This is a genomic window from Mycolicibacterium gilvum (assembly GCF_900454025.1).
GTDB classification, from domain to species: Bacteria; Actinomycetota; Actinomycetes; order Mycobacteriales; family Mycobacteriaceae; genus Mycobacterium; species Mycobacterium gilvum.
In genome coordinates, this window is sequence record NZ_UGQM01000001.1 from 3,270,210 (window position 1) to 3,291,141 (window position 20,932).

Below are 20,932 nucleotides of genomic sequence, written 5' to 3' on the forward strand. Positions count from 1 at the left end.
GCCCGCCGCCGCGGGCAACTTTCGTGTTCAACGGTGCGGGATTGACGCCTGCGGTAATTTGCATCGCGTGACAGAGGTGGTTGAGACATCGATCCCGGCGTTGTTGCGCGAACGCGCCAGCCTTCAGCCGGACGACACGGCGTACACGTTCGTCGACTACGAGAAGGACCCCGCCGGCATCCCGGAGAGCCTCACCTGGCCCCAGCTGTACCGGCAGGTGTCGAACGTGGCTCGCGAGCTTCGGCTGTGCACCTCTCCGGGCGATCGCGCCGTGATCTCGGCTCCGCAGAGTCTCGACTACATCGTCGGGTTCCTCGGCGCGCTGGAGGCCGGGCTGATCGCCGTGCCGCTGTCGGTGCCACAAGGCGGCGTGGCCGACGAACGGGTCGACTCGGTACTGCGGGACGCTGCGCCGACGGTCGTGCTCACCACCTCCGCCGTGGCCGGTGACGTCGCCGCACACGTATCGGCCAGGCCGGGGGAGTCAGCGGCGTCCGTCGTCGAGATCGACCTCCTGGACCTGGAGGCTGCGGGGCGGTCGAGCTTCGGGTTCACCGACCCGGACGACCAGGGCATCGCGTACCTGCAGTACACCTCCGGGTCGACCCGCAGTCCGGCCGGGGTGATGATCTCCTACAAGAACCTGTTGACCAACGTGCAACAGATCACGACCGACTACGCCGTCGACGTCGGCGGGGTGGCGCCCCCTGACATGACGGTGGTGTCGTGGCTGCCCTTCTACCACGATCTCGGGTTGATCATGGGCGTGTGCACGCCCGTGTACGGCGGTTACCACACCGTTCTCACCAGCCCGCTGGCGTTCCTGGAGCGGCCGGCACGCTGGATGCAGATGTTGGCGGACAACTCCGCGGCGTTCTCGTCGGCACCGAACTTCGCGTTCGAGCTGGCGACCCGCAAGACCACCGATGCCGACATGGCCGACCACGATCTCGGCGACGTCTTCATCATCCAGAGCGGCGCCGAGCGCGTGAATCCCACCACGCTCAAGCGGTTCACCGACCGGTTCGCGGCCTTCAACCTGGACGAACGGGTCATCCAGCCGTCCTACGGACTCGCCGAGGCGACGCTCTACGTCGCGACGGTCAGGCCGGGCCTGCCGCCGGCCATCGTCGACTTCGAACCCGACCAACTGTCAGCCGGCACCGCCACGAGGTCCGTGAATAGCGGGGGCACCCCACTGGTCGCCTACGACACTCCGCTGTCGGAGCTCTCCCCGACGGTGCGGATCGTCGACCCCGAGACCCGGACCGAGTGTGCCGACGGATCCACGGGCGAGGTCTGGGTGCACGGCGACAACGTCGGTCTGGGCTACTGGCGCAAACCCGAGGACAGCGAACGGGTCTTTCGGGCCACGCTGGTCGAGCCGTCGGCGGGCACCCCGGAAGGACCATGGTTGCGCACCGGTGACCTGGGCTTCATCTCCGAAGGGCAGCTGTTCATCGTCGGCCGGATCAAGGACCTGCTGATCGTCTACGGCCGCAACCACGCACCCGAGGACATCGAGGCGACGATCTCCGAGATCACCAAGGGCCGCGTCGCGGCGATCTCGGTCCCGCTCGACGGTGTCGAGCAGCTGGTCGCGATCGCGGAGTTCAAGAAGCGCGGCGATTCCGCCGAGCAGTTCACCGACGCCACCCGGGACATCACCTCGGCGATCTCCACGGCGCACGGACTCTCGATCGCAGATCTGGTGCTGGTGGCCCCGGGCTCCATCCCGATCACCACCAGCGGCAAGATCCGCAGACAGTCCTGCGCCGAGGAGTACCGCCGAAATCGGTTTGCCCGCTTGAACTCCTGAGGCGCGGCCCGCGAAAGCCCGGGCTCAGCAGTCGGCCTCGATACGGAACGTCGCCGACACCGCCTCGCTCGGCCTGTCGTCGAACGCGCCGTCGGCGGTGCCGGAGATCGTGAACGAGCCGCCGTCGGTGGTGACCTCGGCGTCGCCGATGTTGTCGGCCCAGAAGGAGCCGGTGAATCCGCCGAAGCCACGGAAGTTCACCGACTCCGCCGTGACCGTCTCGCCGGTGGACACCACGGCGACGAAGCCGCTGTCCTCTTCCGGCGTCTCGATGAACCACGACCATCCCGCCTGATGGCAGCGGACCACGTGTTCACCGCCGGTGTCGTCACCGTCGATCGAGACGGTCGCGGTGGTGCCACCGAGCGCGGGCTCGGGGGTCGAACAGCCGGCAACGCCGAGGACGAGGGCACTGCCGGCGACGGCCACCATGAGATGTCGGGTCAACATGCCGCCCGACTTTATTCGCTCGGACGCCCGTGTCCGGCCGGAATGCCCGGGTTTGCGGCGCGGGTCCCGGACACCGGCGGGTGCCCGCTCATCGCAGCAGGGCGGCAGTCGCATCGTCGGCCGGGAGGAAGGCCTCGACGCTGAGCTCGGCGGCGGTGAGGTCCAGCGCGGTTCCGAACGTCGTCACCGTGCTCAGAAACCTCAGCGTGCGACCGCCGGCGATCCGGAGCACGAGAGGCACGGCAACCCCACCCAGATCCGGTGAATCCTCGAATCCGCCCGGATAGGACTCGATTTCGGCGAGCAGCTCACTCAACTCCGCACATCCGTCAGCCGCCACTTCCCGGCGCAACCTCTCGATCAGATGGGTGCGCCACTGCGCGAGGTTTCCGATCCGCGGGGCCAGCCCGTCGGGGTGAAGCGCGATGCGCAACGCGTTGGGCCGCTCGAGCAGATGCGCAGCGACGCCGTCGAGCAACACCCCGGCACCGGCATTGGTCTGCAGAATCCACCATCCGCGGCTGACGACCACACACGGGAACGGCTCGTAGGCGTCCAGCACCCGCGCAACACCCGCCCGCACCGCGGCCATGTCCGGCGAGTCGAGGGGTCGCTCGGTGTACGCGGGCGCGAAACCGGCGGCGATCAACATCCGGTTCTGGTCGCGCTGGGGCACGCCGAGCACCCATGCCAGACGTAACACCATGGCGCGGCTGGGTTTTGCGCGCCCCGTCTCGACGAAGCTGATGTGGCGCGCCGACACACCGGCGTCAAGAGCCAGCTCCAGCTGACTGAGCCGCCGACGCTGCCGCCAGCCGCGCATCAGGGTGCCGAATCCGATGTCCGCTGCGGTCACGCCCACGAGTCTGCTGCACGCGCTGCGGTCAGACCACTACCTCGGAGGTAATTGCGGCGCATACCTGACGGCCGCACCCTGGAGTGGACAGGGGAGAGAGGCACACCATGTTCTCGAAATCGGCGATGACATCGAAGACAGTGCACCCGACCACGGCGGCGATCCCGCGATGGCTGCGAGTCGTCCTTCGGTGCGATCGCGCGGGATCGTCCTGGTACATCGGGCTGGGATTCTTCTTCGCCCCCGCGCTGATCGTGGTGTCGCCGTGGCCCGCGCTCACCGCGGCGCTGTGGGTGGGAATCGCCCTGGCGGGGCTGTGGCTGGGCGTGCTCGGCGTCGCGATGGCGACCGGGTTGGCGATCGTGCTGCGGGCCGGCCAGGAGATCCCCGAGGACTACTGGCGGTCGATCCTCGACTATCCCGGCGTCACGACTGATGCACCTGGTGCGCAACCGGGCAGCCCTGCCCGCTGTAGTCGACCTGCCAGTGTTTGATGCCGTTGAGCCAGCCCGACCGGAGCCTGTCGGGGGTGCCGATCGCGCTGAGATCCGGCATGTGGTCTGCGATCGCATTGAACATCAGGTCGATCGTCATCCGCGCCAGATTGGCGCCGATGCAGTAGTGCGCACCGGTTCCGCCGAATCCGACGTGCGGGTTCGGGTCGCGCAGGATGTCGAACCTGAACGGGTCCTCGAAGACCTCCTCGTCGAAGTTCGCCGACCGGTAGGACATGACGACCCGCTGGCCCTTCCTGATCTGCACTCCCGACAGTTCGTAGTCGGTCAGCGCGGTGCGCTGGAAAGAGGTCACCGGCGTGGCCCACCGCACGATCTCGTCGACCGCGGTGACGGGGCGCTCGCGTTTGTAGAGCTCCCACTGGTCGGGGTGCTCGGTGAACGCGATCATGCCGTGGGTGATCGAATTGCGCGTGGTCTCGTTGCCCGCGACCGCGAGCAGCACCATGAAGAATCCGAACTCGTCGTCGGAGAGCTTGTGACCGTCGACGTCGGCCTCGATCAGCTTGGTCACGATGTCCTCGCCCGGATGCTCCGCGCGCACGGCGGCCAACTGCATCGCATACATGATCAGTTCGGTTGCCGCATTGCGGTTGTCGTAGTGGGCGTACTCGGGGTCGTCGTCACTGACCATCTGGTTGGACCAGTCGAACAGCTTCTTGCGGTCGTCCACCGGCACCCCGAGAAGCCCGGCGATCGCCTGCAGAGGAAGTTCACAGGACACCTGCTCGACGAAGTCGCCGGAGCCCGCCGACGCCGCCGTCTTCGCGATGTTCTGCGCCCGGGCGTTGAGGTCGTCGCGCAACCGCTCGACCGCCCGCGGGGTGAAGCCGCGCGAGATGATCTTGCGCAGATGGGTGTGGCGCGGGGCGTCCATGTTGAGCAGCACGAGGCTCCCGGTCTCGATCTGCTCGCCGGTGGAGCCCTCCGGGTACCGGGGGAGCGCCGTCTTCACCTCGCTGGAGAACACATCGCTGCGTTTGGAGATCTCCTTGACATCGTGGTGTTTGGTCACCACCCAGTAGCCGCCGTCACCGAACCCCCCGATGCCGTCGGGCTGCTCGTTCCACCAGATCGGCGCGCAGCGACGGAGCTCGGCGAGTTCCTCCACGGGCAGCCGTTCACGGTTGAGGTCGGGATCGGTGAAGTCGAATCCGGGGGGCAGGGTCGGAGTCGCCATGCATTCGCTCCTAAGCGTCGACTGGCCGTACCGCATTGCTACACCACCGGGCTACCGGGGGTGGCGAAGTTGCGCAAACGTCAGTCTGCGGTTGTAACGAAATGGCCCGCGGATCTGATGCATTCTGTGACAACACCAGGGACCGGGAGGATGCATCGTGAAGTTCGGTTTCCGCGCGAAGACGGCGTCGATCATCGGGGCGGCCGCCGCCGCGACACTGATGGCCGCCGCACCGACGGCACTGGCCGAACCCGCAGGACCGGCACTGCCCGAGCCGGTTCCGGCTCTGCTGTCGGCGCCCGCACCACTGGCCGCACCCGAGGCCCCGATCCCCACGCCGGTCGCGCCCGCGGCCCCGGCCGCTCCGGTGGTCGCAGCCGCCGGCGACCCGGCTGCTCTTCCTCTGGCCGCACCGGCGCCCGATGCCGGCGTCCCCCATCTGGCGAGCCCGGAGAACCTCCCGCCCGGCACCAGTGTCACCCCGACCCAGCAGGGTCGTTTCGGTTACTTCCGGGAGTTGTGGCATGCGATGCGCACCCAGGAGGTCAGCGGCAGCGACGCCCTGCTGCTCCTGACGCAGCGGCCCATGAGCTCGGGCCCGCAGCAGGCCATGTCTCCGGTGCCCCCCGCACCGGCGCCGGCGCCGGCTCCCGCGCCGGCCCCTTAGGTCACACCGACGAGACCGTCGGCACACACCCTCTCGATCCGCGCAGGCACGTGTTTGTGCCACGGCGTCCCGGCGTACGCGTCGCGCCGAGCGCTCGACGTCAACGTGTTCGGTGCGACGCCCGGGGACAGGGATTCCCCGTCCGGACGGAGATGGTCCACCCCGAAACCGTTCGGCAACGACGCGTGCCCGGGCAACATCGCCTCACTGATCTCCACCGTCGCCTCCGCAGTGCCCGCTGCCGTGGTGATGCGCGCACGGCCACCGTCGACCAGGCCCAGCACAGCGGCGTCGTGCACGCTGACCCGTAGCGCTCCGTCGGGGTCACGGGTACGCCACGCGGGGTCGCGGATGATGTCGTTGGCGGTGTAGGCGCGCCGCTCGCCCGCGGACAGCACGATCGGGAACTCGTCGTCGGTCAGGGCGTCCGCAGCGTCGGCCAGGGCCCGGATGTCCGCGAGCATCTCAGGGATCTCCAGTGCGATCCTGCGGTCGGGGTGACTGATCAGAGCGAAGTCATCCTGGTACTCGTGCTCGGTGAACGTCACCCCCGAACGTCCGTCGAGGATCGCGGTGAACAGCGCGTTGCCGTCGGCGTGCCCCGCCCGGTGTACCGCCTCGGGATAGGTCAAGGCCGCCTTCTGCGCCAGCCCCCACAGCGCTGCAGCCCCTGAAAGACCCTCGGGCAGGGTGGGTCCCAAGGTCTCGTACAGCACGAACGGCAGCACCTTGCCCAGGCCGGGGTTCGCCGAGACCGCGGTCAGGAAGGCCTCGGTGTAGGCCGGCAGGCCTTGGGCGGCGGCCCTGCGCAACGGCGCGAGCTCGGCATCGTCGACGACGCCGAGCGCACGCATCAGGCGTGCCCAGATCTCCGGTTCCGGCAGCGTGCCGGGCAGCGGCTCCATCAGCGGGTGCCGCAGATGAAAGGTGTTGTGCGGGAACTCCAGATTGAAGAACGTCGCCTCGACCTTCTCGAACTGACTCGCCGCGGGCAGCACATAGTGGGCCAGGCGGGCGGTCTCGGTCATCGCGACGTCGATGACCACCAACAGCTCGAGTTCGGAGAACGCGCGGCGAACCGCTGCCGAGTCGGCAACCGAGTGCGCGGGGTTGCTGCTTTCGACGATCAGTGCGCGAAACCGGTCGGGGTGGTCGGTGAGGATCTCCTCGGGTATCACGTTGCTGGGCATCAGGCCGCCGATGATCGGCGCGCCCGTGACCGGTGTCCGGCCCACCCCGCCGGGCCGGAACAGCGGCGCAAACGACGAATGCAGGTGCTGCGCACCACGTTTGGCGAAGTTCCCGGTCAGGATCCACAGCATCTTGTTCAGGTACGAACACAACGTGCTGTTCAGCGACTGCTGGACGCCGAGGTCCTCGAACACCGCGACACTGCCGGCGGCGGCGATCCGGCGCGCGGCCGACCGGATCAGCGCCTCGTCCACGCCGCACCGACGGGCATACTCCGCGACGGGCACCTCGCGCAGCACCTCGCGGACCGCGTCGACGCCGTTGACATGTGCGGCGAGAAAGGCGTCGTCACAGAGGTCTTCCTGCACCAGCACCCCGGCGAGCGCCGCCAGACACCACGCGTCCGAGCCGGGTCGGACGCGCAGGTGGATGTCGGCCATCCGTGCGGTGTCGGTGATCACCGGATCGATGACGATCATGGACCGTCCCGGGTCCCTGGCGATCTCGTTGAGCACCACCCGTGCCCGAGGGAAACTCTGCGACATCCACGGGTTCTTGCCGACGAAGACCGCCACCTCGGCGTGTTCGAACTCGCCGCGGGTGTGGTTGCCATACAGATGTGTGTCGATCCAGTGTTCGCCCGTCTTCTCCTGAGCCAGCGCATTGGACCGGTAGTGGGAGCCCAGGGCTTTGAGGAAGGCTCCGCTGTACGCACCGCCGAGGTGGTTTCCCTGGCCGCCCCCGCCGTAGTACAGGATCGTGTCTCCACCGTGGTTCGCCGCGATCGCCCGGAAGCCGTCGGCGATCTCGGAAATCGCGGTTTCCCAGTCGATCTCCTCGTAGGTGCCGTCGGGGCGGCGGCGCATCGGGGAGGTCAGGCGATTGGGGTTGTTCTGGTAGTGGTCGAGACGCAGCGCCTTGTTGCACGTGTAGCCGCGCGAGGCGGGATGTTCTTTGTCGCCGCGGATGCGGGCGAGCGTGCGGTCGCGCACCTGCACCACGATGCCGCAGTTGCACTCGCACAGGATGCAGGCGCTCGCCTGCCACCCGTTGGGCTGTTCGGACATCGCGGTGCTCACTTCCGTCGGGTGCCGGTCCGGGCGTCGATCAGCGAGGTCAGCTGTCCCGCAACGAGATCGAGGGGTTTCAGGTCGCGTGTCGCTCGTGCGACGACGATTGCCCCCTCGAACGACGTGAGCACCAGCATGGCCAGGGCCGCAGCGTCCGCCCTGGGCACGCCGTCGGCGATCAGGCGTTGCTCGATGATGTCGCTCCAGCGGGTGAGCGCCGCTGCGGCGCGCTCGATCACCGGCGCCGACTGCTCGGGTTTGTCCGGATCGCCCGATTCGACGGCGACCGCGACCACGGGACATCCGGCACGGAAGTCACTGTCCTGCAACTGTGTGCGGTAGTAACCGAACAGGTCGTCGAGAACCTCGAGGCTGGAGGACGCCCGACTGAGCCGCTCCGCCATGAATTCCGCGGCGTAGTCGACGGCTTCGCACAGGAGCTGCGTCCGCCCGCCGGGGAAGTAGTGGTAGGCAGATCCGCGGGGGGCGCCGCTGTGTTGCAGGACATCGGCGATGGCCGTGGGGTGCGCTCCGCGCTCGCGGATCAGCAACGCGGCCGAGACGACCATGCGCTCACGGGGAGTTGTCACAGGCGTACTTCCCTTCGAGGTATGTATGCAACACTACATAACCCGGCGCAGAAAACACGCGGTTTCGGTGTAGTTGGTCAACACCACATAGACCAACTACACCGAAGACCAACTACACCGAAGGCCAACTACACCGAAACCGCAGGAGAGCTAGACGCTTGCCGCCTCGTTGAGTTCGTTGAGCCGGCCGGTCGCCTCCAGGTACTCCTGAACCCAGCGCTCGATCACCGTCGCGGTCTTCTCGACCTTGGTGAACTGACCGACCACCTGGCCGATCGGGTTGAACGCGACGTCGACGGATTCGTTCGGGTACTTGTGCGTCGCGGCCACCGCCATTCCGGAGACCATGTACTGCAGCGGCATTCCGAGCGGCTTGGGGTTGTTCTCGTCCTCCCACGCCTCGGTCCAGTCGTTGCGCAGCATGCGCGCCGGCTTGCCGGTGAAGGAGCGGCTGCGCACGGTGTCGCGGCTACCGGCCTTGATGTAGGCCTCGTGTTGCACCGGCGTGTTCTCCGACTCCTCGACGATCACCCACTGCGACCCGGTCCACGCGCCCTGCGCGCCCAGCGCCAGCGCCGCCGCGATCTGCTGGCCGCTGCCGATACCGCCGGCGGCCAGCACCGGCACCGGTGCGACCTCCTTGACCACCTGCGGCCACAGAACGATCGAGCCGACCTCGCCGCAGTGGCCGCCGGCCTCGCCGCCCTGGGCGATGATGATGTCCACCCCGGCGTCGGCGTGCTTGCGCGCCTGAGACGGCGACCCGCACAGTGCCGCGACCACACGGCCCTCGTCGTGGATGTGCTTGATCATGTCCGCGGGCGGGGTGCCGAGCGCGTTGGCGATCATCGTGACCTTCGGGTGCCGCAGCGCGACCTCGACCTGCGGGGTCGCGGTCGCCTCGGTCCAGCCGAGCAGTTGCAGCGCATCGTCGTCGCTGTGGTCGACCGGTACGCCGTGGTCGGAGAGGATCTTCTTCGCGAAGTCGATGTGCTCCTCGGGCACGAGATCGTTGAGCGTCTTCTTCAGGACCTCGGGGTCCATGTCGGCGGCATCCATGCCCTCGTATTTGTTCGGGATCACGATGTCGACGCCGTAGGGGTGGTCACCGATGTTCTCGTCGATCCAGTTCAGCTCGATCTCGAGCTGCTCGGGCGAGAAGCCCACCGCGCCGAGGACGCCGAACCCGCCGGCCTTGCTGACGGCGACGACGACGTCGCGGCAGTGGGTGAAGGCGAAGATCGGGAACTCGATACCCAATTGGTCGCACAGGGGAGTATGCATAGTCCGCTCCTGGTGGGGCTATAGGCACGTAGGACACAAAACTGAAACGTGTTCTACTTTAGTACACCACGCAGGCCGCCGTGATTGCCCTTGCCGGGATTTTCCACCCTCAGCACCGGCCAGCCCCGGGCCGCCGCCATCGCCGCCAATTCGCGCCGCGGGTTGACCGGACGGGGATGGCCGACCAGCGACATCAGCGCGATGTCCTCGTTCCCGTCGGCATAGAAGTAGCTGGTCTGCAACGCGATCCCGTGCCGCCCACAGAACTCCTGCACCGCGGCCGCCTTGCGTTTTCCCCAGATCACCGGCCTGGCGATGCGCCCGGTCAACCGGCCTTCGGCGTCCACCTCGAACTGGTTGCACAGCACGTGGTCGATCTCCAGGAACTTCGCCACCGGCTCGGCGTGGATGGTCAGCGCCGACGAGCTCATCACCACGGTGTGCCCACGGCGCTGATGAGCCAGCACGATCTCGTGCATGACGGGGTACATCCGCGACTGCACGCGCTCCTGGAACAGCCGTTCGCCTACGGCATCGAGGTCGGCCAGCGACTCGCCACGCAGGTAGCCCGCGGCGCGTTCGAGCAGCTTCGCGAAGTTCACCCTGCCGAGCCGGTAGCGCATCGCGGCCTCGATCACCCCGGTGACCTCACCGATGCGGGCCTGCCGGCGGCGGATGCGGTCTCCCGCGTGTGCGGTGGCGGTGAAGCCGTCGACGAGCGTGCCGTCCAGGTCGAAGAAGACACCGATCTGCGGGCCCTCGGGACCGGCTTCGATCCGGGCCACCGGATCGACCGGTGTCACGGCGTCGGCAGGCTCCAATTTTCTCCTCGTATCGCGGGCAGGCACCGGGCCTGACAAGCCATGCTACGGGCGTTGCCCAACCTCCTGGTTTAATCTGTCGTCTGGTCGCCGAACACGGCCACGGTAGGTTGGTCTTGCCGGGTTCAGGATGCAGCCTGCGCGAGTAGCACTGATGTGCGCTCTGCAGATTGCAACGAGCGGCCTGACATGGAAGGTGAACATTGGACGAGCAAGCAGCCGAGGGCACGGCCGCCGGAGGGGCACCCTCTTCGACATGTGTCGTCACGCAGCGATGGGTCGACACGACGGCTGTCGTCGCAGTGACCGGCGTCGTCGACATGCTCACCTCGCCCCAGCTGGAGACGGCGATCGACGACGCGCTCAACCAGAAGCCCGGGGCCGTGGTGATCGATTTCACCGAGGTCGAGTTCCTCGCGTCCGCCGGTATGGGTGTGCTGGTGGCGGCCCATGACAAGGCAGGCTCTGAGGTGAAGATCAGCGTCGTGGCGGACGGTCCCGCGACCAGCAGGCCGCTGAAGCTGGTCGGTATCGCCGACATCGTTGCGCTGTACTCCAACCTCGACGAAGCCCTTGCGGCGCGCGACACATAGGAAAGTCGCTTAAGAACGTGCTTTGTGGGGTAGCCACCGACTGCCATGATCGATGCCATGCCTCCGACTGAGGTCGCCAATGCCGAACGTTTCGAGCGATTCGGCCTTGCCGCGGACGCCGGAGCGGTGGCCCGTGTGCGTCAGGACTTCACAGAGTGGCTCCGGCGGTTCTTCGACGTCGACGATGTGCGTCGCAGTGACGTGGTGCTCGCGATCAACGAGGCGTTGGCCAATGCGGCCGAGTTCGCCTACGTTCAGGCCGACCGCCCGGGGACCGTGGACATCCAGGCGGTCTACGACGCCCCGACACAGACTCTGTCGGTCTGCGTCGAGGATCGCGGGAGGTGGCGCACCCGCCAGACCGAGCCCGCACCGCGGACTCGCGGGCGCGGGATCCCGCTGATGGAAACGCTGTCGGACTCCGCGGAGATCGAACCGTCGGCCAGTGGCACCACCGTCAAGCTCGAATGGCGCGGCATCACCCGATTGTGATCATGCCGGCCGGTAGGTGCCGTTGCCGGTCACCAAGGGCAGATCAAGCGTGGTCCGGATGCCGGCTTCTGCCGCGACCACCTCAGGAATGGCATTGACGATGCGCCCCGCCGCGGCGAGGATCGCCGCGTAGTTGTGGTCGCCGTTGCGACTGGTGGGGCGGATGTCCATGACGTAGGACGGCTCGCCGGTGATCTCGACGCGGTATGAGCCGCCCTCCTGGGCGGGCTGGGCCCAGTCCGGACGGAGGTCGCCACGCAGTCGCGTGATGTGTTCGACCACGATCGCCGGCCGCCCGTCGACGAGGCCCTCGATGAGGAAACGCACCGCCGCGACCGTGCCCTTGCGGATCGTGCCGACCGCGACCTCGAAGTCCTCGGGGGCCGGTTCCTGCTCGACGGAGTCCCGGATCTCCTCGACCTCGACGCCCAGACCCGCCGCCAGCTGACGGATGCCCACGCCCCAGGCGGCGCTGAGCATGCCGGGCTGATACAGGAACGGCAGATCACCGATCTCGTTACCGAAGCCCATCACGTCGAACATCACCGTCGCGCCGTCGTAGGTGGCGTAGTCGGCGATCTCCATGGTGCGGATCTGCTCGATGTGCTGGCAGGTGCTCGCCAGGGCCAGCGGCAGCAGGTCGGTGACGAAGCCGGGGTCGACCCCGGTGATGAACAAGCTCGAATTGCCTTGCCGCGCAGCGGCTTGCACCTTCTCGATGGTGTGGTCGCCGATCACGCCCCACGGGTAGGACAGGAATCCGGGGGAGGAGCCGACCACGTTGATGCCCGCTTCCAGCAGCTTGCGGACGTCGGCGAGCGCCTCGCGTGGACGGACATCGCCCATCGCGCAGTAGACGACGCAGTCGGGGCGGGTCGCGACGAGGGCATCGAGGTCGTCCGTCGCGGCGATCCCCGTCGTCACATCCAGCCGCGCGAGCTCACCGGCGTCCTTACCGACCTTCGCCGGCGTCGACACCCACACCCCGACCAGGTCGAACCTGGCGTCCTCGATGAGCTGGCGCAGCGCCAGGCTTCCGCAGTTGCCGGTTCCGATGAGCGCCACACGAATAGCCATGGGCAGCAGTATGCGTGCTGCCGAGCCGGATTGGAACAGGTTCTAATTCGTGTCGATGCCGTGCGGTAACCTGACGCCCCATGGGACGCGTGGACGGAAAAGTGGCACTCATCAGCGGTGGTGCGCAGGGGATGGGCGCCGAGGACGCGAGGGCTCTGATCGCCGAGGGCGCCAAGGTCGTGATCGGTGACATCCTCGACGAGAAGGGGCAGGCGCTCGCCGACGAGATCAACGCCCAGACACCCGATTCGATCCGTTACGTACATCTCGACGTGACGCAGGCTGACCAGTGGGAGGCCGCCGTGGCCACCGCGGTCAACGACTTCGGCACGCTCAACGTCCTGGTCAACAACGCCGGCACCGTCGCGCTCGGCCAGATCGGCCAGTTCGACATGGCCAAGTGGCAGAAGGTGATCGACGTCAACCTCACCGGGACCTTCCTGGGAATGCAGGCGTCGGTCGAGGCGATGAAGGCCGCCGGCGGCGGTTCGATCATCAACATCTCCTCGATCGAGGGTCTGCGCGGCGCGATCATGGTCCACCCGTACGTGGCCTCGAAGTGGGCCGTGCGCGGGCTGACCAAGTCCGCGGCACTCGAGCTGGGCCAGTACAACATCCGCGTCAACTCGGTGCACCCGGGATTCATCCGCACGCCGATGACCAAGCACTTCCCCGACAACATGCTGCGCATCCCGCTGGGGCGTCCCGGGCAGCCCGAGGAGGTCGCGACGTTCGTGGTGTTCCTGGCCAGCGACGAGTCCCGCTATTCGACGGGCGCCGAGTTCGTCATGGACGGCGGCCTGACCAACGACGTCCCGCACAAGTAGCCGCGTACCGTCCCCTCGGGCAGCGGTGCGTAAGGTCTCCTGACGTGAGCGCACGGGCCGGAATCGTGGTGACGGGGACCGAGGTCCTGACCGGACGCGTCCAGGATCTCAACGGTCCCTGGCTCGCCGACCGGTTGCTGGAACTGGGCGTCGAACTGAGCCACATCACCCTGTGCGGCGATCGTCCGGCTGACATCGAGGCGCAGCTGCGGTTCCTGGCCGACCAGGGCGTCGACCTGATCATCACCAGCGGAGGCCTGGGTCCGACCGCCGACGACATGACGGTCGAAGTGGTGTCGCGGTTCTGCGGTCGCGAGCTGGAGCTCGATCCGGGGCTGGAGACCAGGATCGGCGAGATCGTCACCAGGCTCATGGCCCGTTTCCCCGACGTCGATCCGGCGGCGGTCATCGCCGCCAACCGCAAGCAGGCATTCGTTCCCGACGGTGCGGTGATCCTCGATCCGGTGGGTACCGCCCCCGGTGTGGTGGTGCCGGGCACGCCGACGGTGGTGGTGCTTCCGGGTCCGCCGCGGGAGCTGCAGCCGATGTGGCAGGCCGCCGTCGCCGCCGACGCCGTACAGACCGCGATCGCCGACCGGGTCAGTTATCGGCAGGACACCGTCCGGATGTTCGGCCTTCCCGAATCCGGTCTCGCCGAGACGCTACGGGAGGCCGAGGGCAGCGTCGCCGGTTTCGACCGCCTGGAGATCACGACGTGCCTGCGCCGCGGGGAACTGGAGATCGTGACCCGGTACGAACCGCGGGACGCCGACGCCTATGACGGACTCCTGAACATGTTGCGGGACAAGCACTCCCGTGAGTTGTTCTCCGAGGACGGGGCGCTGGTCGACGACCAGGTCGCCGCGTTGCTGGCCGGCCGGACGATCGCGACCGCCGAGTCGTGCACGGCGGGCCTGCTGGCCGCGCGCCTCACCGATCGCGCGGGCTCGTCGGCCTACGTCGCCGGCGGCGTGGTGTCCTACTCGAACGACGCGAAGACCGATCTGCTCGGCGTCGACGCCGAGCTGATCGCCGCGCACGGCGCAGTGTCCGAACCCGTCGCCGAGGCGATGGCCGCCGGCGCGTTGCAACGGTTCGGAGCCGATACGGCGGTCGCCATCACCGGGATCGCCGGACCCGGCGGCGGAACGCCCGCCAAGCCCGTCGGCACGGTCTGTTTCAGCGTCGCCCTGGCCGACGGCACATTCCTGACCCGGACTTCTCAGTTGCCCGGCAACAGGTCAGATGTTCGCGAACGCTCCACCACCGTCGCGATGCATCTGCTCCGCAGAGCACTGTCCGGCGGCGGTTAGGGTGGGTCGGATGCCTGGCACCCACGCAGTCCCGACAGTTGGAGAAGCACGAATGGTTGACACCGACGAGCGGCAGACCGTCACGGCGGTCGCCGAGGCGGCCGGCTGGAATCACCGCGTCGCCGAGCGCAGCGACTATTTCGACAAGGGCGTGGTCCGGATCCACATCGTGTGGCGGGGCGACTCGGCGATCAGCGGGGGCTCGCTCTACCACGACGATCTGCTGCAGACCTACAGCAACGACCTCGCAACCGTCACCGGCTGGCTCAAGCGCTGAGGACGTCAGCTCTGGCCGGCGCCGTCCCAGAGTTCTCCCATCGCACCCATGATCGCCTCGGCCTCACCCAGCCCACCGAGGTGACTCTCGCCCGGCAGCGGATGGAACTCGGCATCCGGTAGCAGCGCGACGACGTGCTTGCCGTGCTCGAACGGCACGATGTGGTCGCAGTCGCCGTGCCACCACCGGACCGGGACCTTCACCTCGTCGAGGCGGAAGCCCCAGTCGCGGGCGAACACGACGACGTCGGCGAACGGAGCGGCCAGTTGCTTGCGGCTTCCGTTGAGCAGATCGTCGAGGAACATCGCCTTGAACTCGGGGCGTACCAGCAGCCTGCGGTCACCTTCGGGGGAGATGCTCGCGTAGAGGTACAGCGCGGGTTCGGCGACCGGCTTGATCAGGCGGATCAGGCCGGTCGCGACGAACGACAGGGGCGTGCCGACGTGCTCCAGTAGCGGCGCCACCGGGAGACCCACGTGGCCCATCACGCCGCCACCGATGCCGTCGGCGCCCCGGGTCGGCGCCACCCCGCCCAGGATGCCGACCGAGACCACCCGGTCGGGCATGGCCGCGGCACACCCCAGGGTGTAGGGACCGCCGCCGGACAGCCCGATGACCTGCATCTTGTGGATGCCGAGCGTGTCGGCCACCGTGCGCAGATCGTCGGCGAAGTCGATGACCTTGGAGTACTCGTGCGGCGTGGACGATCCGATGCCGGGTCGGTCCACCCCGATCAACCTGATGCCGTTCTTCTCCGCGAAGATCCGGGCCTCGACCGGGACCTGACGGCGTGCGCCCGGCGTGCCGTGCAGCCAGAAGATCGCCCGGCCCTGCGGATCGCCGAACTCGGCGAACCCCAGCCTCCGATCGGTGCCGACGAGGATGTTGCCTTCGAGCTTGGGGCGGGCGATCTCGACTGCCATGGCCGAAAGTGTCCCACGCCTCGATCAGCTCTCCGGGTCGCTCCGGCGAAAGAGGTAGGAGCCGACGGTGGTCAGCCTGTCGTCCGAGCCCTCGTCGTGCATCGTGACCCGAACCGCGATGCCGCCGTCCGCGCCGACCATGGGTTCGGTCTCGACGCGGAACGGTCCGACCTTGCCGCGGGCCACGAACATCACGTGCGAGGACACACCGTGTAGGCGTGTCGCTCCGGTCAGTTCGGCGGCGCGGTGCCGGGCGGCGGTTTCGGCCACCACGAACTGCGGACCGATGTGCAGCGCCGCGTCCGGGGAGGCGACGTCGACGGAGAGTTCGGGCAGTACCCACCGATCGTCGGTGCGCAACCGAGCGCCGAACACCTCCCACAGCGGGGGCAGATCAGGGCCGTCGACCACGACGAGCGGGTTGGCCTCCATGCGCTCGAGTCCTTCGGGTGGGGTGCCGATACTGATTCCCTGTCCCTCGGTCAGCGCGAGGACGCGCGCGGGATTGTCGGCGTCGACGACCTTCGAGCGGCTGTATCCCATCTGCCGCCCACGTTTGAGCTCTTCGGAGATGACCTCGATACGGCCGACCCCGATGCCGGGATCCAGAATCTGGCAACTGTGGATCACCGGGTTGGGTACCGCTTCGAGGTCGGACATGTGGCCGCCCTCCGGTGAGGCGATGCCCAGGACTGCGAGCAGCAGACCGCCTGCACCGTCGCGCATGTCGCGCCGCACGGTCACCGTGTTGTCGACCGGACCCAGGTCCATCTGTGCGTAGCGGCGACCGATGTACCGGTAACTGAGCAGTCCGCCCCACCTGCGACGCAACTCGTCGGCGTACTCCTGTGGCGAATCGGTGAGCTCCCGGATGTCCCTGACCATGCGCACCCCTGATCCGCCTGTCGCCGTCGTGTCCGTGCGATGGCCTCACGGTAGCGGTGCCCTCAGGTGACCGCGGCCGAATAGGCCACCATTCCGATCGCGAGGGAGAGCACACACAGCGCCAGTGTTCCGACAGCGAACGGCCATGCCGGTTTTGCGCGGATCAACTGGACGATGGTCACCGACGCCCCGATCACGCCGAGGCCCCCTGCGGTCAGGACAGCGGTGAAGACGGCGTTCACGGCCCCGTCGACGCTGCACGTCGCCGGCGGACAGTGGTCCAGGAAGGCCAGCAGGAAGAACCCGAAGAACCCGCTGACGACGCCGACGACCACGGTGAGCACCAGCAGCGCGATCGAGAGAGCGATGTCCCACCCCGAGCGCTGCGGCGGAGTCGGCGGCGCGCCGAAGACCGGATGGCCCGTCATGTCAGTCTGTCTCCGGCGTGCGCCGGGCTGCCCCGGCCCCGGTGAGCTCGCGGCCCCTGTTCACCGTGGCGTCGGTGATCACCAGTGCGATGAGGATGTCGGCAGCGGTGATGAACAGACCCCACCAGTACATCCACCGCACCGTGATGTCGGGTTGCACGGCGAAGTAGACGAACAGGAAAATCGGCCCGACGATGCCGAAGACGAACATCATCGCCTGAATCCGCAGGTACACCCACAGTGTGGACATCGCGCGAAGTTTCCCCCGTACGTCGCGGGTCGTCAACGTGAAACGACGAACCGATCCGGTCGAGCGCCTAATCTTGTCCTCGGCATCCGCGTCGGGACCGTCCGCGACCGCCGAACACGAATCGAGATCGAAATGCGTCGAACTGCGCGCACGGCAGCGGCCTTCCTCGCCGCGGTGTGTGGACCCGCCCTGTGCATCAGCACGCCGGGGACGGCGACCGCCGCGCCGGGCGCGGCCGGACCGGAGATCCTGCCGTTCACCCAGACCTGGCGACGGTGCGACCACAGCAAGTTCGACTACATCGGCGGCGGCTACTACGGTCGGCCCAACGCCGCGGTCCGCGTGGAAGGCGGCGAGGTCGTCGCCGACCTCCAGTTCGCCACCGGGGTGCCCAACACCCCGTACGACGTTCGGCTCATCCAGGTGCCGCGGTCGTCCGCCCAGACCTGCAACCCCGGCGACCCCGGCGTGGCCGCCACGACGATGTTCACCGACGGTGCCGGCGGCGGATCCGTCACAGTGCGGGCGCCGATCGCGCCGGGGGCCACCGGCGCGTGGCTGTCCATGACCCGCCCGAACCCGCTCACCCAGACACCGCTGGAGTTCTACACCAGCACCCTCGTCTTCGAGTTCTGAGTCACGCGGGCACCACGACCGTGAGGTGATCGTCGCGGCGTTCGACGCGCATGCCGGCACGGCGGGCGACCGCGGCGACCGCGGCCGCATCGGCGGGCTCTGAGCGCGTCCCGGCCAGCGTCCGCGCCAGGCGCCCCTTGTGCGCCTTGTTGAAATGACTGACGGTGCTGCGGCGCCCGTCGGGGCGCTCGGCGACGACGTCGACGGTCACCGCACCGGGAACCTTGCCCAACGCGGCGTAGGAGCCCGATCGCAGATCGACGACCAACTCCCGCTCGGCGATACCGGCGAGAACGGGTTCGAGCGCCGGTTTCCACCGAGCCGCCATCGTGGGGCGCCCCGGCAGTTTGGAGCCCGCCGACAGGCGGTACGCCGGGATGCGGTCGTCGGCGCGCACCAACCCGAACAGCGCCGAGACCACGGCCAGCCGCGTCTGCGCCCGCGCGGCGGAAGCGCCTCGCAGGGACTCGATGTCGAGTGCGTCGTAGAGCACCCCGGTGTAGCGCTGGATGGCGGGCAGCGTCGCAGACGTGCGCAGCGAGGCGTTGCGGTCGATCTCGGCGTCCTGCGATGCCGAGATCCCCAGCGCTGTGCGGCTTGCCGGGCGGTCGGCGGCCAGCGCGACGAGGTCGTCGATGAGTTCGCGCCGGGTGTCGGTCAACTCGGGCGAAGTCAATGCGTCCAGCGACAGGGCAGGTCCGTCACCGCCGTCGCGTTTGGTCTCCGAGGGCGGCAGCAGCACGATCACGCCACAGACGCTATCGACCGATCCGATCAGGCCGGCGCGCCGGGCGGCGGAGGGGGCGGGGGCATTCCCGGCGGGGGCGGCGGAACGGGCATTCCGGGTGGCGGTGGAGGTACGGGAGCGCCGAGCGGGGGAGGCGGCAGCGGCGCGCCGGGCGGCAACGCGGTCTCGTGACCCATCATCACCACCGGAGCCGCGCCGGGCGGCGGGGGAGGCGGTAGCTGGTTGATCGGGGGAGAGAGGAAGGGGTCCGGCGGCGGGGGAACGGCGGCCGGAGCGGGGAGGAACATGTGGTTGGTGAACTGGTCCTGGTAGGCGCCTCCGCCGCCGACCCGCACGCCGCCACCCTCGCCGGAGGACACCGGGGTGCCATCGGGCAGCGTCACCGCGGTGTGGCCGGAGTTCCAGCCGACGACGAGTGCCCCCGGCTGCGTTCCGTACTGGAAGCCGCGCGCGAGCAGCGCGCTTTCGATGTTTCCGGTGTGGAACCTGTCTCCGTAGACGGGCCTGCCTGTCGCGGCGTTCGTGACCCACGAGACCAGGCCGGAGCAGTCCGTTCCGGACGGGGAGTCGCCACCGACCACGTACGGAGTGCCCGACACCTGGTTGACAAGTGTCAAGAGAGTTGCGAGAGCAAACATGTCGCCGGACGTTAACAGAGGGTCTCTAATACGGCCAAAATCTGTGACCGTGGGCACAATTGGCCCGTCATCAGGGGCTTTGTCACGAGAAGCATTGTCTGTGGGCCATTTTCACCGACCTACACACGACATCGGCCGGTACCGCGAAAGTGATTGCTGCCGAGCGCTTTCCGTGCCGATCGCGGTGTCAGACGAGGCAGCGGGGGCCCGATGCGGGATCCTGTCGAGGACTTTGCTGACGCGCGCAGCGCCGCTGCCGTGGACCGCTCAGCGATGCGTCAGCAGGAGGGGTACGGTCTGCTCGGCCGCGGTCAGCGAGCCGTGCTGACCCACCAGCGAAGATTCGACCGGTTCGGTGGCCCGGCGCAGCATGCCCGCGCAACCTCTCGCGGCGGCCACGACGTCACCGATCCGGGGCCGCACGTCGTCGGCGACACGTTCGCCGAACCAGCCGCTCGCGATGGCCTGGTCCCGGGAGACCACCCACGCCCGGTCGCCCAGCGTGGTCTGCCACGTGGCCAGCACGTCCTCGGCAGCTCCGGGGCGGGTGTAGACGTGGCGTGCGCGCACCTCGCCACCGATCCCCTCCGTACCGGCGAGCAGCGCAGCCGCGACGTCCAGATCGACGACGTTCTCGTCCAGCGCGATCATGCCGTGATCGGCGACCACCACGAGCAGACCGCCGCGCGGCAGACCCTCCACGATCGACTCCACCAATCTGTCGACCTGGCGCAGCTGCAGGCGCCAGGCCTCCGAACCCGGGCCGTGCAGATGCCCGACGAGGTCGAGGTCGGCGTGGTAGCCGTAACAGAAGCCCCGGTCGGCGAGGACCGACCGGATCGTCGCCGCCAGATCGCCCATGGTGTGCACCCCGACGTAGGCGCCTCCGCGCAGCACGGCCCTGGTCAGCCCGGACCCGGCGAACTGGGCTCCGGAGATCACGCTCACCGCGACACCGGTCGCCGCCGCTCGCTCGAACAGCGTCGGTCGGGGCTGCACCGTCTCCGGTGTCACCCGATCGCGGAGGTCGTCACCCCACGGGTGGGGGCGCCACCGCAGCGCGTTCACCACCCCGACGTCGGGCAGCCGGAAGGTCATCCCGACCATGCCGTGCTCACCCGACCGGCATCCGGTGCCCACCGCAGCCAGGCCGGCCGCCGTCGTCGACGGAAAGCCGACGTTCAGCGTCACACCGCGCATTCCGGCGAGGACCGGGGCGTCGTCGGCGTAGCGGTCGAGAAGTTCGGCGCCGAGCCCGTCGACGAGGAGCACACACGCGCCGCCGATGTCGAAGGGCAGATCGATCCGCGGCTCGAAGCCCGGTACGCCCATCGCGGCCAGAACAGAAGGCGCCACATCGGCCAGATGGGGCTGCGCCGGGTCGGGACGGGGCAGTTTCACG

At 68.3% G+C, this 20,932-nt stretch carries 24 protein-coding genes; 9 read left to right on the forward strand and 15 right to left on the reverse strand.

Annotated elements, in window-relative coordinates:
• The first annotated feature begins 76 nt into the window (after nt 1-76).
• Complete coding sequence (locus DYE23_RS15225; protein WP_115328986.1) at nt 77-1,819, forward strand: AMP-binding protein; 1,743 nt, start codon at nt 77-79, stop codon at nt 1,817-1,819.
• A gap of 24 nt (nt 1,820-1,843) precedes the next feature.
• On the opposite strand, the gene DYE23_RS15230 is transcribed toward DYE23_RS15225, so the two are convergent.
• Nucleotides 1,844-2,269 (reverse strand): lipoprotein LpqH, encoded by a 426-nt coding sequence (locus tag DYE23_RS15230; protein ID WP_115327558.1) that lies wholly within the window; start codon nt 2,267-2,269, stop codon nt 1,844-1,846.
• An 88-nt stretch (nt 2,270-2,357) separates the two neighbouring features.
• Nucleotides 2,358-3,092, reverse strand: a complete 735-nt coding sequence (locus DYE23_RS15235; RefSeq protein WP_115328987.1) for a helix-turn-helix domain-containing protein — start codon at nt 3,090-3,092, stop codon at nt 2,358-2,360.
• A 158-nt stretch (nt 3,093-3,250) separates the two neighbouring features.
• Between DYE23_RS15235 and DYE23_RS15240 the strand changes: the two genes are divergently transcribed.
• Entirely contained in the window at nt 3,251-3,619 is a 369-nt protein-coding gene (locus DYE23_RS15240) for a hypothetical protein (RefSeq protein WP_115327559.1), read from the forward strand.
• Here DYE23_RS15240 and DYE23_RS15245 read toward each other — a convergent pair.
• Nucleotides 3,552-4,820: a cytochrome P450 gene (locus DYE23_RS15245; RefSeq protein ID WP_115327560.1), complete on the reverse strand. Its 1,269-nt coding sequence runs from the start codon at nt 4,818-4,820 to the stop codon at nt 3,552-3,554. The genes DYE23_RS15240 and DYE23_RS15245 overlap by 68 nt on opposite strands.
• A 157-nt stretch (nt 4,821-4,977) precedes the next feature.
• On the opposite strand from DYE23_RS15245, the gene DYE23_RS15250 reads away from it, so the two are divergent.
• Nucleotides 4,978-5,487: a hypothetical protein gene (locus tag DYE23_RS15250; protein WP_115327561.1), complete on the forward strand. Its 510-nt coding sequence runs from the start codon at nt 4,978-4,980 to the stop codon at nt 5,485-5,487.
• Here the strand turns inward: DYE23_RS15250 and DYE23_RS15255 are convergent.
• The 4 genes from DYE23_RS15255 to DYE23_RS15270 all read right to left on the reverse strand — a co-directional run bounded on the left by DYE23_RS15255 (nt 5,484) and on the right by DYE23_RS15270 (nt 10,443).
• Entirely contained in the window at nt 5,484-7,745 is a 2,262-nt protein-coding gene (locus DYE23_RS15255) for a molybdopterin-dependent oxidoreductase (RefSeq protein WP_115328988.1), read from the reverse strand. The genes DYE23_RS15250 and DYE23_RS15255 overlap by 4 nt on opposite strands.
• Nucleotides 7,746-7,753: 8 nt before the next feature.
• Nucleotides 7,754-8,338 carry a TetR/AcrR family transcriptional regulator gene (locus DYE23_RS15260; RefSeq protein WP_115327562.1) on the reverse strand — a complete coding sequence of 195 codons (585 nt, stop codon included), beginning with the start codon at nt 8,336-8,338 and terminating at the stop codon, nt 7,754-7,756.
• A gap of 150 nt (nt 8,339-8,488) precedes the next feature.
• Nucleotides 8,489-9,622: a nitronate monooxygenase gene (locus DYE23_RS15265; protein WP_011894147.1), complete on the reverse strand. Its 1,134-nt coding sequence runs from the start codon at nt 9,620-9,622 to the stop codon at nt 8,489-8,491.
• A 53-nt stretch (nt 9,623-9,675) separates the two neighbouring features.
• Nucleotides 9,676-10,443 carry an HAD family hydrolase gene (locus DYE23_RS15270; protein WP_013471610.1) on the reverse strand — a complete coding sequence of 256 codons (768 nt, stop codon included), beginning with the start codon at nt 10,441-10,443 and terminating at the stop codon, nt 9,676-9,678.
• Between the two features lie 203 nt (nt 10,444-10,646).
• Here DYE23_RS15270 and DYE23_RS15275 point away from each other — a divergent pair, with 203 nt between their 5' ends.
• Both DYE23_RS15275 and DYE23_RS15280 read left to right on the forward strand, forming a co-directional pair.
• The gene (locus DYE23_RS15275; RefSeq protein WP_011894145.1) at nt 10,647-11,036 is read left to right on the forward strand and encodes an STAS domain-containing protein; all 390 of its coding nucleotides are present in this window, start codon (nt 10,647-10,649) and stop codon (nt 11,034-11,036) included.
• Between the two features lie 45 nt (nt 11,037-11,081).
• The gene (locus DYE23_RS15280; protein ID WP_011894144.1) at nt 11,082-11,528 is read left to right on the forward strand and encodes an ATP-binding protein; all 447 of its coding nucleotides are present in this window, start codon (nt 11,082-11,084) and stop codon (nt 11,526-11,528) included.
• Here DYE23_RS15280 and DYE23_RS15285 read toward each other — a convergent pair whose 3' ends face one another.
• A complete protein-coding gene (locus DYE23_RS15285) occupies nt 11,529-12,605 on the reverse strand; it encodes an NAD(P)H-dependent amine dehydrogenase family protein (protein ID WP_011894143.1) in 1,077 nt (358 codons plus the stop codon).
• 80 nt (nt 12,606-12,685) lie between these two features.
• On the opposite strand from DYE23_RS15285, the gene DYE23_RS15290 reads away from it, so the two are divergent.
• The 3 genes from DYE23_RS15290 to DYE23_RS15300 are packed head-to-tail and all read left to right on the forward strand — an operon-like array spanning nt 12,686 to nt 15,022.
• Complete coding sequence (locus tag DYE23_RS15290; RefSeq protein ID WP_011894142.1) at nt 12,686-13,432, forward strand: glucose 1-dehydrogenase; 747 nt, start codon at nt 12,686-12,688, stop codon at nt 13,430-13,432.
• 44 nt (nt 13,433-13,476) lie between these two features.
• Nucleotides 13,477-14,745 (forward strand): competence/damage-inducible protein A, encoded by a 1,269-nt coding sequence (locus DYE23_RS15295; RefSeq protein WP_011894141.1) that lies wholly within the window; start codon nt 13,477-13,479, stop codon nt 14,743-14,745.
• 52 nt (nt 14,746-14,797) lie between these two features.
• A complete protein-coding gene (locus DYE23_RS15300) occupies nt 14,798-15,022 on the forward strand; it encodes a hypothetical protein (protein WP_011894140.1) in 225 nt (74 codons plus the stop codon).
• A 5-nt stretch (nt 15,023-15,027) separates the two neighbouring features.
• On the opposite strand, the gene DYE23_RS15305 is transcribed toward DYE23_RS15300, so the two are convergent.
• The 4 genes from DYE23_RS15305 to DYE23_RS15320 form a co-directional block, all read right to left on the reverse strand.
• Complete coding sequence (locus tag DYE23_RS15305) at nt 15,028-15,945, reverse strand: alpha/beta fold hydrolase (protein ID WP_011894139.1); 918 nt, start codon at nt 15,943-15,945, stop codon at nt 15,028-15,030.
• A gap of 24 nt (nt 15,946-15,969) precedes the next feature.
• Complete coding sequence (locus DYE23_RS15310; RefSeq protein WP_011894138.1) at nt 15,970-16,830, reverse strand: hypothetical protein; 861 nt, start codon at nt 16,828-16,830, stop codon at nt 15,970-15,972.
• A gap of 62 nt (nt 16,831-16,892) precedes the next feature.
• Nucleotides 16,893-17,258 (reverse strand): hypothetical protein, encoded by a 366-nt coding sequence (locus tag DYE23_RS15315; RefSeq protein WP_011894137.1) that lies wholly within the window; start codon nt 17,256-17,258, stop codon nt 16,893-16,895.
• Nucleotide 17,259: 1 nt separating this feature from the next.
• Entirely contained in the window at nt 17,260-17,508 is a 249-nt protein-coding gene (locus DYE23_RS15320) for a hypothetical protein (RefSeq protein ID WP_011894136.1), read from the reverse strand.
• A gap of 132 nt (nt 17,509-17,640) precedes the next feature.
• Here DYE23_RS15320 and DYE23_RS15325 point away from each other — a divergent pair, with 132 nt between their 5' ends.
• Nucleotides 17,641-18,144 (forward strand): hypothetical protein, encoded by a 504-nt coding sequence (locus tag DYE23_RS15325; RefSeq protein WP_011894135.1) that lies wholly within the window; start codon nt 17,641-17,643, stop codon nt 18,142-18,144.
• Nucleotide 18,145: 1 nt separating this feature from the next.
• Here DYE23_RS15325 and yaaA read toward each other — a convergent pair whose 3' ends face one another.
• The 3 genes from yaaA to DYE23_RS15340 all read right to left on the reverse strand — a co-directional run bounded on the left by yaaA (nt 18,146) and on the right by DYE23_RS15340 (nt 20,931).
• Nucleotides 18,146-18,892, reverse strand: a complete 747-nt coding sequence (gene yaaA, locus DYE23_RS15330) for a peroxide stress protein YaaA (protein ID WP_115327563.1) — start codon at nt 18,890-18,892, stop codon at nt 18,146-18,148.
• Nucleotides 18,893-18,918: 26 nt separating this feature from the next.
• Entirely contained in the window at nt 18,919-19,530 is a 612-nt protein-coding gene (locus tag DYE23_RS15335) for an NlpC/P60 family protein (protein WP_115327564.1), read from the reverse strand.
• Between the two features lie 267 nt (nt 19,531-19,797).
• On the reverse strand, nt 19,798-20,931 hold the full coding sequence (locus DYE23_RS15340; protein WP_115327565.1) for an alkaline phosphatase family protein: 1,134 nt from the start codon (nt 20,929-20,931) through the stop codon (nt 19,798-19,800).
• Nucleotide 20,932: the final 1 nt, after the last annotated feature.

What these genes read in the sequence shown, in the direction of transcription:
- DYE23_RS15280 (WP_011894144.1), top strand. Translation starts at nt 11,082, where the DNA reads ATGATCGATGCCATGCCTCCGACTGAGGTCGCCAATGCCGAACGTTTC.
- DYE23_RS15240 (WP_115327559.1), top strand. Translation starts at nt 3,251, where the DNA reads ATGACATCGAAGACAGTGCACCCGACCACGGCGGCGATCCCGCGATGG.
- DYE23_RS15325 (WP_011894135.1), top strand. Translation starts at nt 17,641, where the DNA reads ATGCGTCGAACTGCGCGCACGGCAGCGGCCTTCCTCGCCGCGGTGTGT.
- DYE23_RS15310 (WP_011894138.1), bottom strand. Translation starts at nt 16,830, where the DNA reads ATGGTCAGGGACATCCGGGAGCTCACCGATTCGCCACAGGAGTACGCC.
- DYE23_RS15335 (WP_115327564.1), bottom strand. Translation starts at nt 19,530, where the DNA reads ATGTTTGCTCTCGCAACTCTCTTGACACTTGTCAACCAGGTGTCGGGC.
- DYE23_RS15305 (WP_011894139.1), bottom strand. Translation starts at nt 15,945, where the DNA reads ATGGCAGTCGAGATCGCCCGCCCCAAGCTCGAAGGCAACATCCTCGTC.
- DYE23_RS15285 (WP_011894143.1), bottom strand. Translation starts at nt 12,605, where the DNA reads ATGGCTATTCGTGTGGCGCTCATCGGAACCGGCAACTGCGGAAGCCTG.
- DYE23_RS15245 (WP_115327560.1), bottom strand. Translation starts at nt 4,820, where the DNA reads ATGGCGACTCCGACCCTGCCCCCCGGATTCGACTTCACCGATCCCGAC.
- DYE23_RS15230 (WP_115327558.1), bottom strand. Translation starts at nt 2,269, where the DNA reads ATGTTGACCCGACATCTCATGGTGGCCGTCGCCGGCAGTGCCCTCGTC.
- DYE23_RS15320 (WP_011894136.1), bottom strand. Translation starts at nt 17,508, where the DNA reads ATGTCCACACTGTGGGTGTACCTGCGGATTCAGGCGATGATGTTCGTC.
- DYE23_RS15265 (WP_011894147.1), bottom strand. Translation starts at nt 9,622, where the DNA reads ATGCATACTCCCCTGTGCGACCAATTGGGTATCGAGTTCCCGATCTTC.
- DYE23_RS15255 (WP_115328988.1), bottom strand. Translation starts at nt 7,745, where the DNA reads ATGTCCGAACAGCCCAACGGGTGGCAGGCGAGCGCCTGCATCCTGTGC.
- DYE23_RS15300 (WP_011894140.1), top strand. Translation starts at nt 14,798, where the DNA reads ATGGTTGACACCGACGAGCGGCAGACCGTCACGGCGGTCGCCGAGGCG.
- DYE23_RS15290 (WP_011894142.1), top strand. Translation starts at nt 12,686, where the DNA reads ATGGGACGCGTGGACGGAAAAGTGGCACTCATCAGCGGTGGTGCGCAG.
- DYE23_RS15315 (WP_011894137.1), bottom strand. Translation starts at nt 17,258, where the DNA reads ATGACGGGCCATCCGGTCTTCGGCGCGCCGCCGACTCCGCCGCAGCGC.
- DYE23_RS15235 (WP_115328987.1), bottom strand. Translation starts at nt 3,092, where the DNA reads ATGCGCGGCTGGCGGCAGCGTCGGCGGCTCAGTCAGCTGGAGCTGGCT.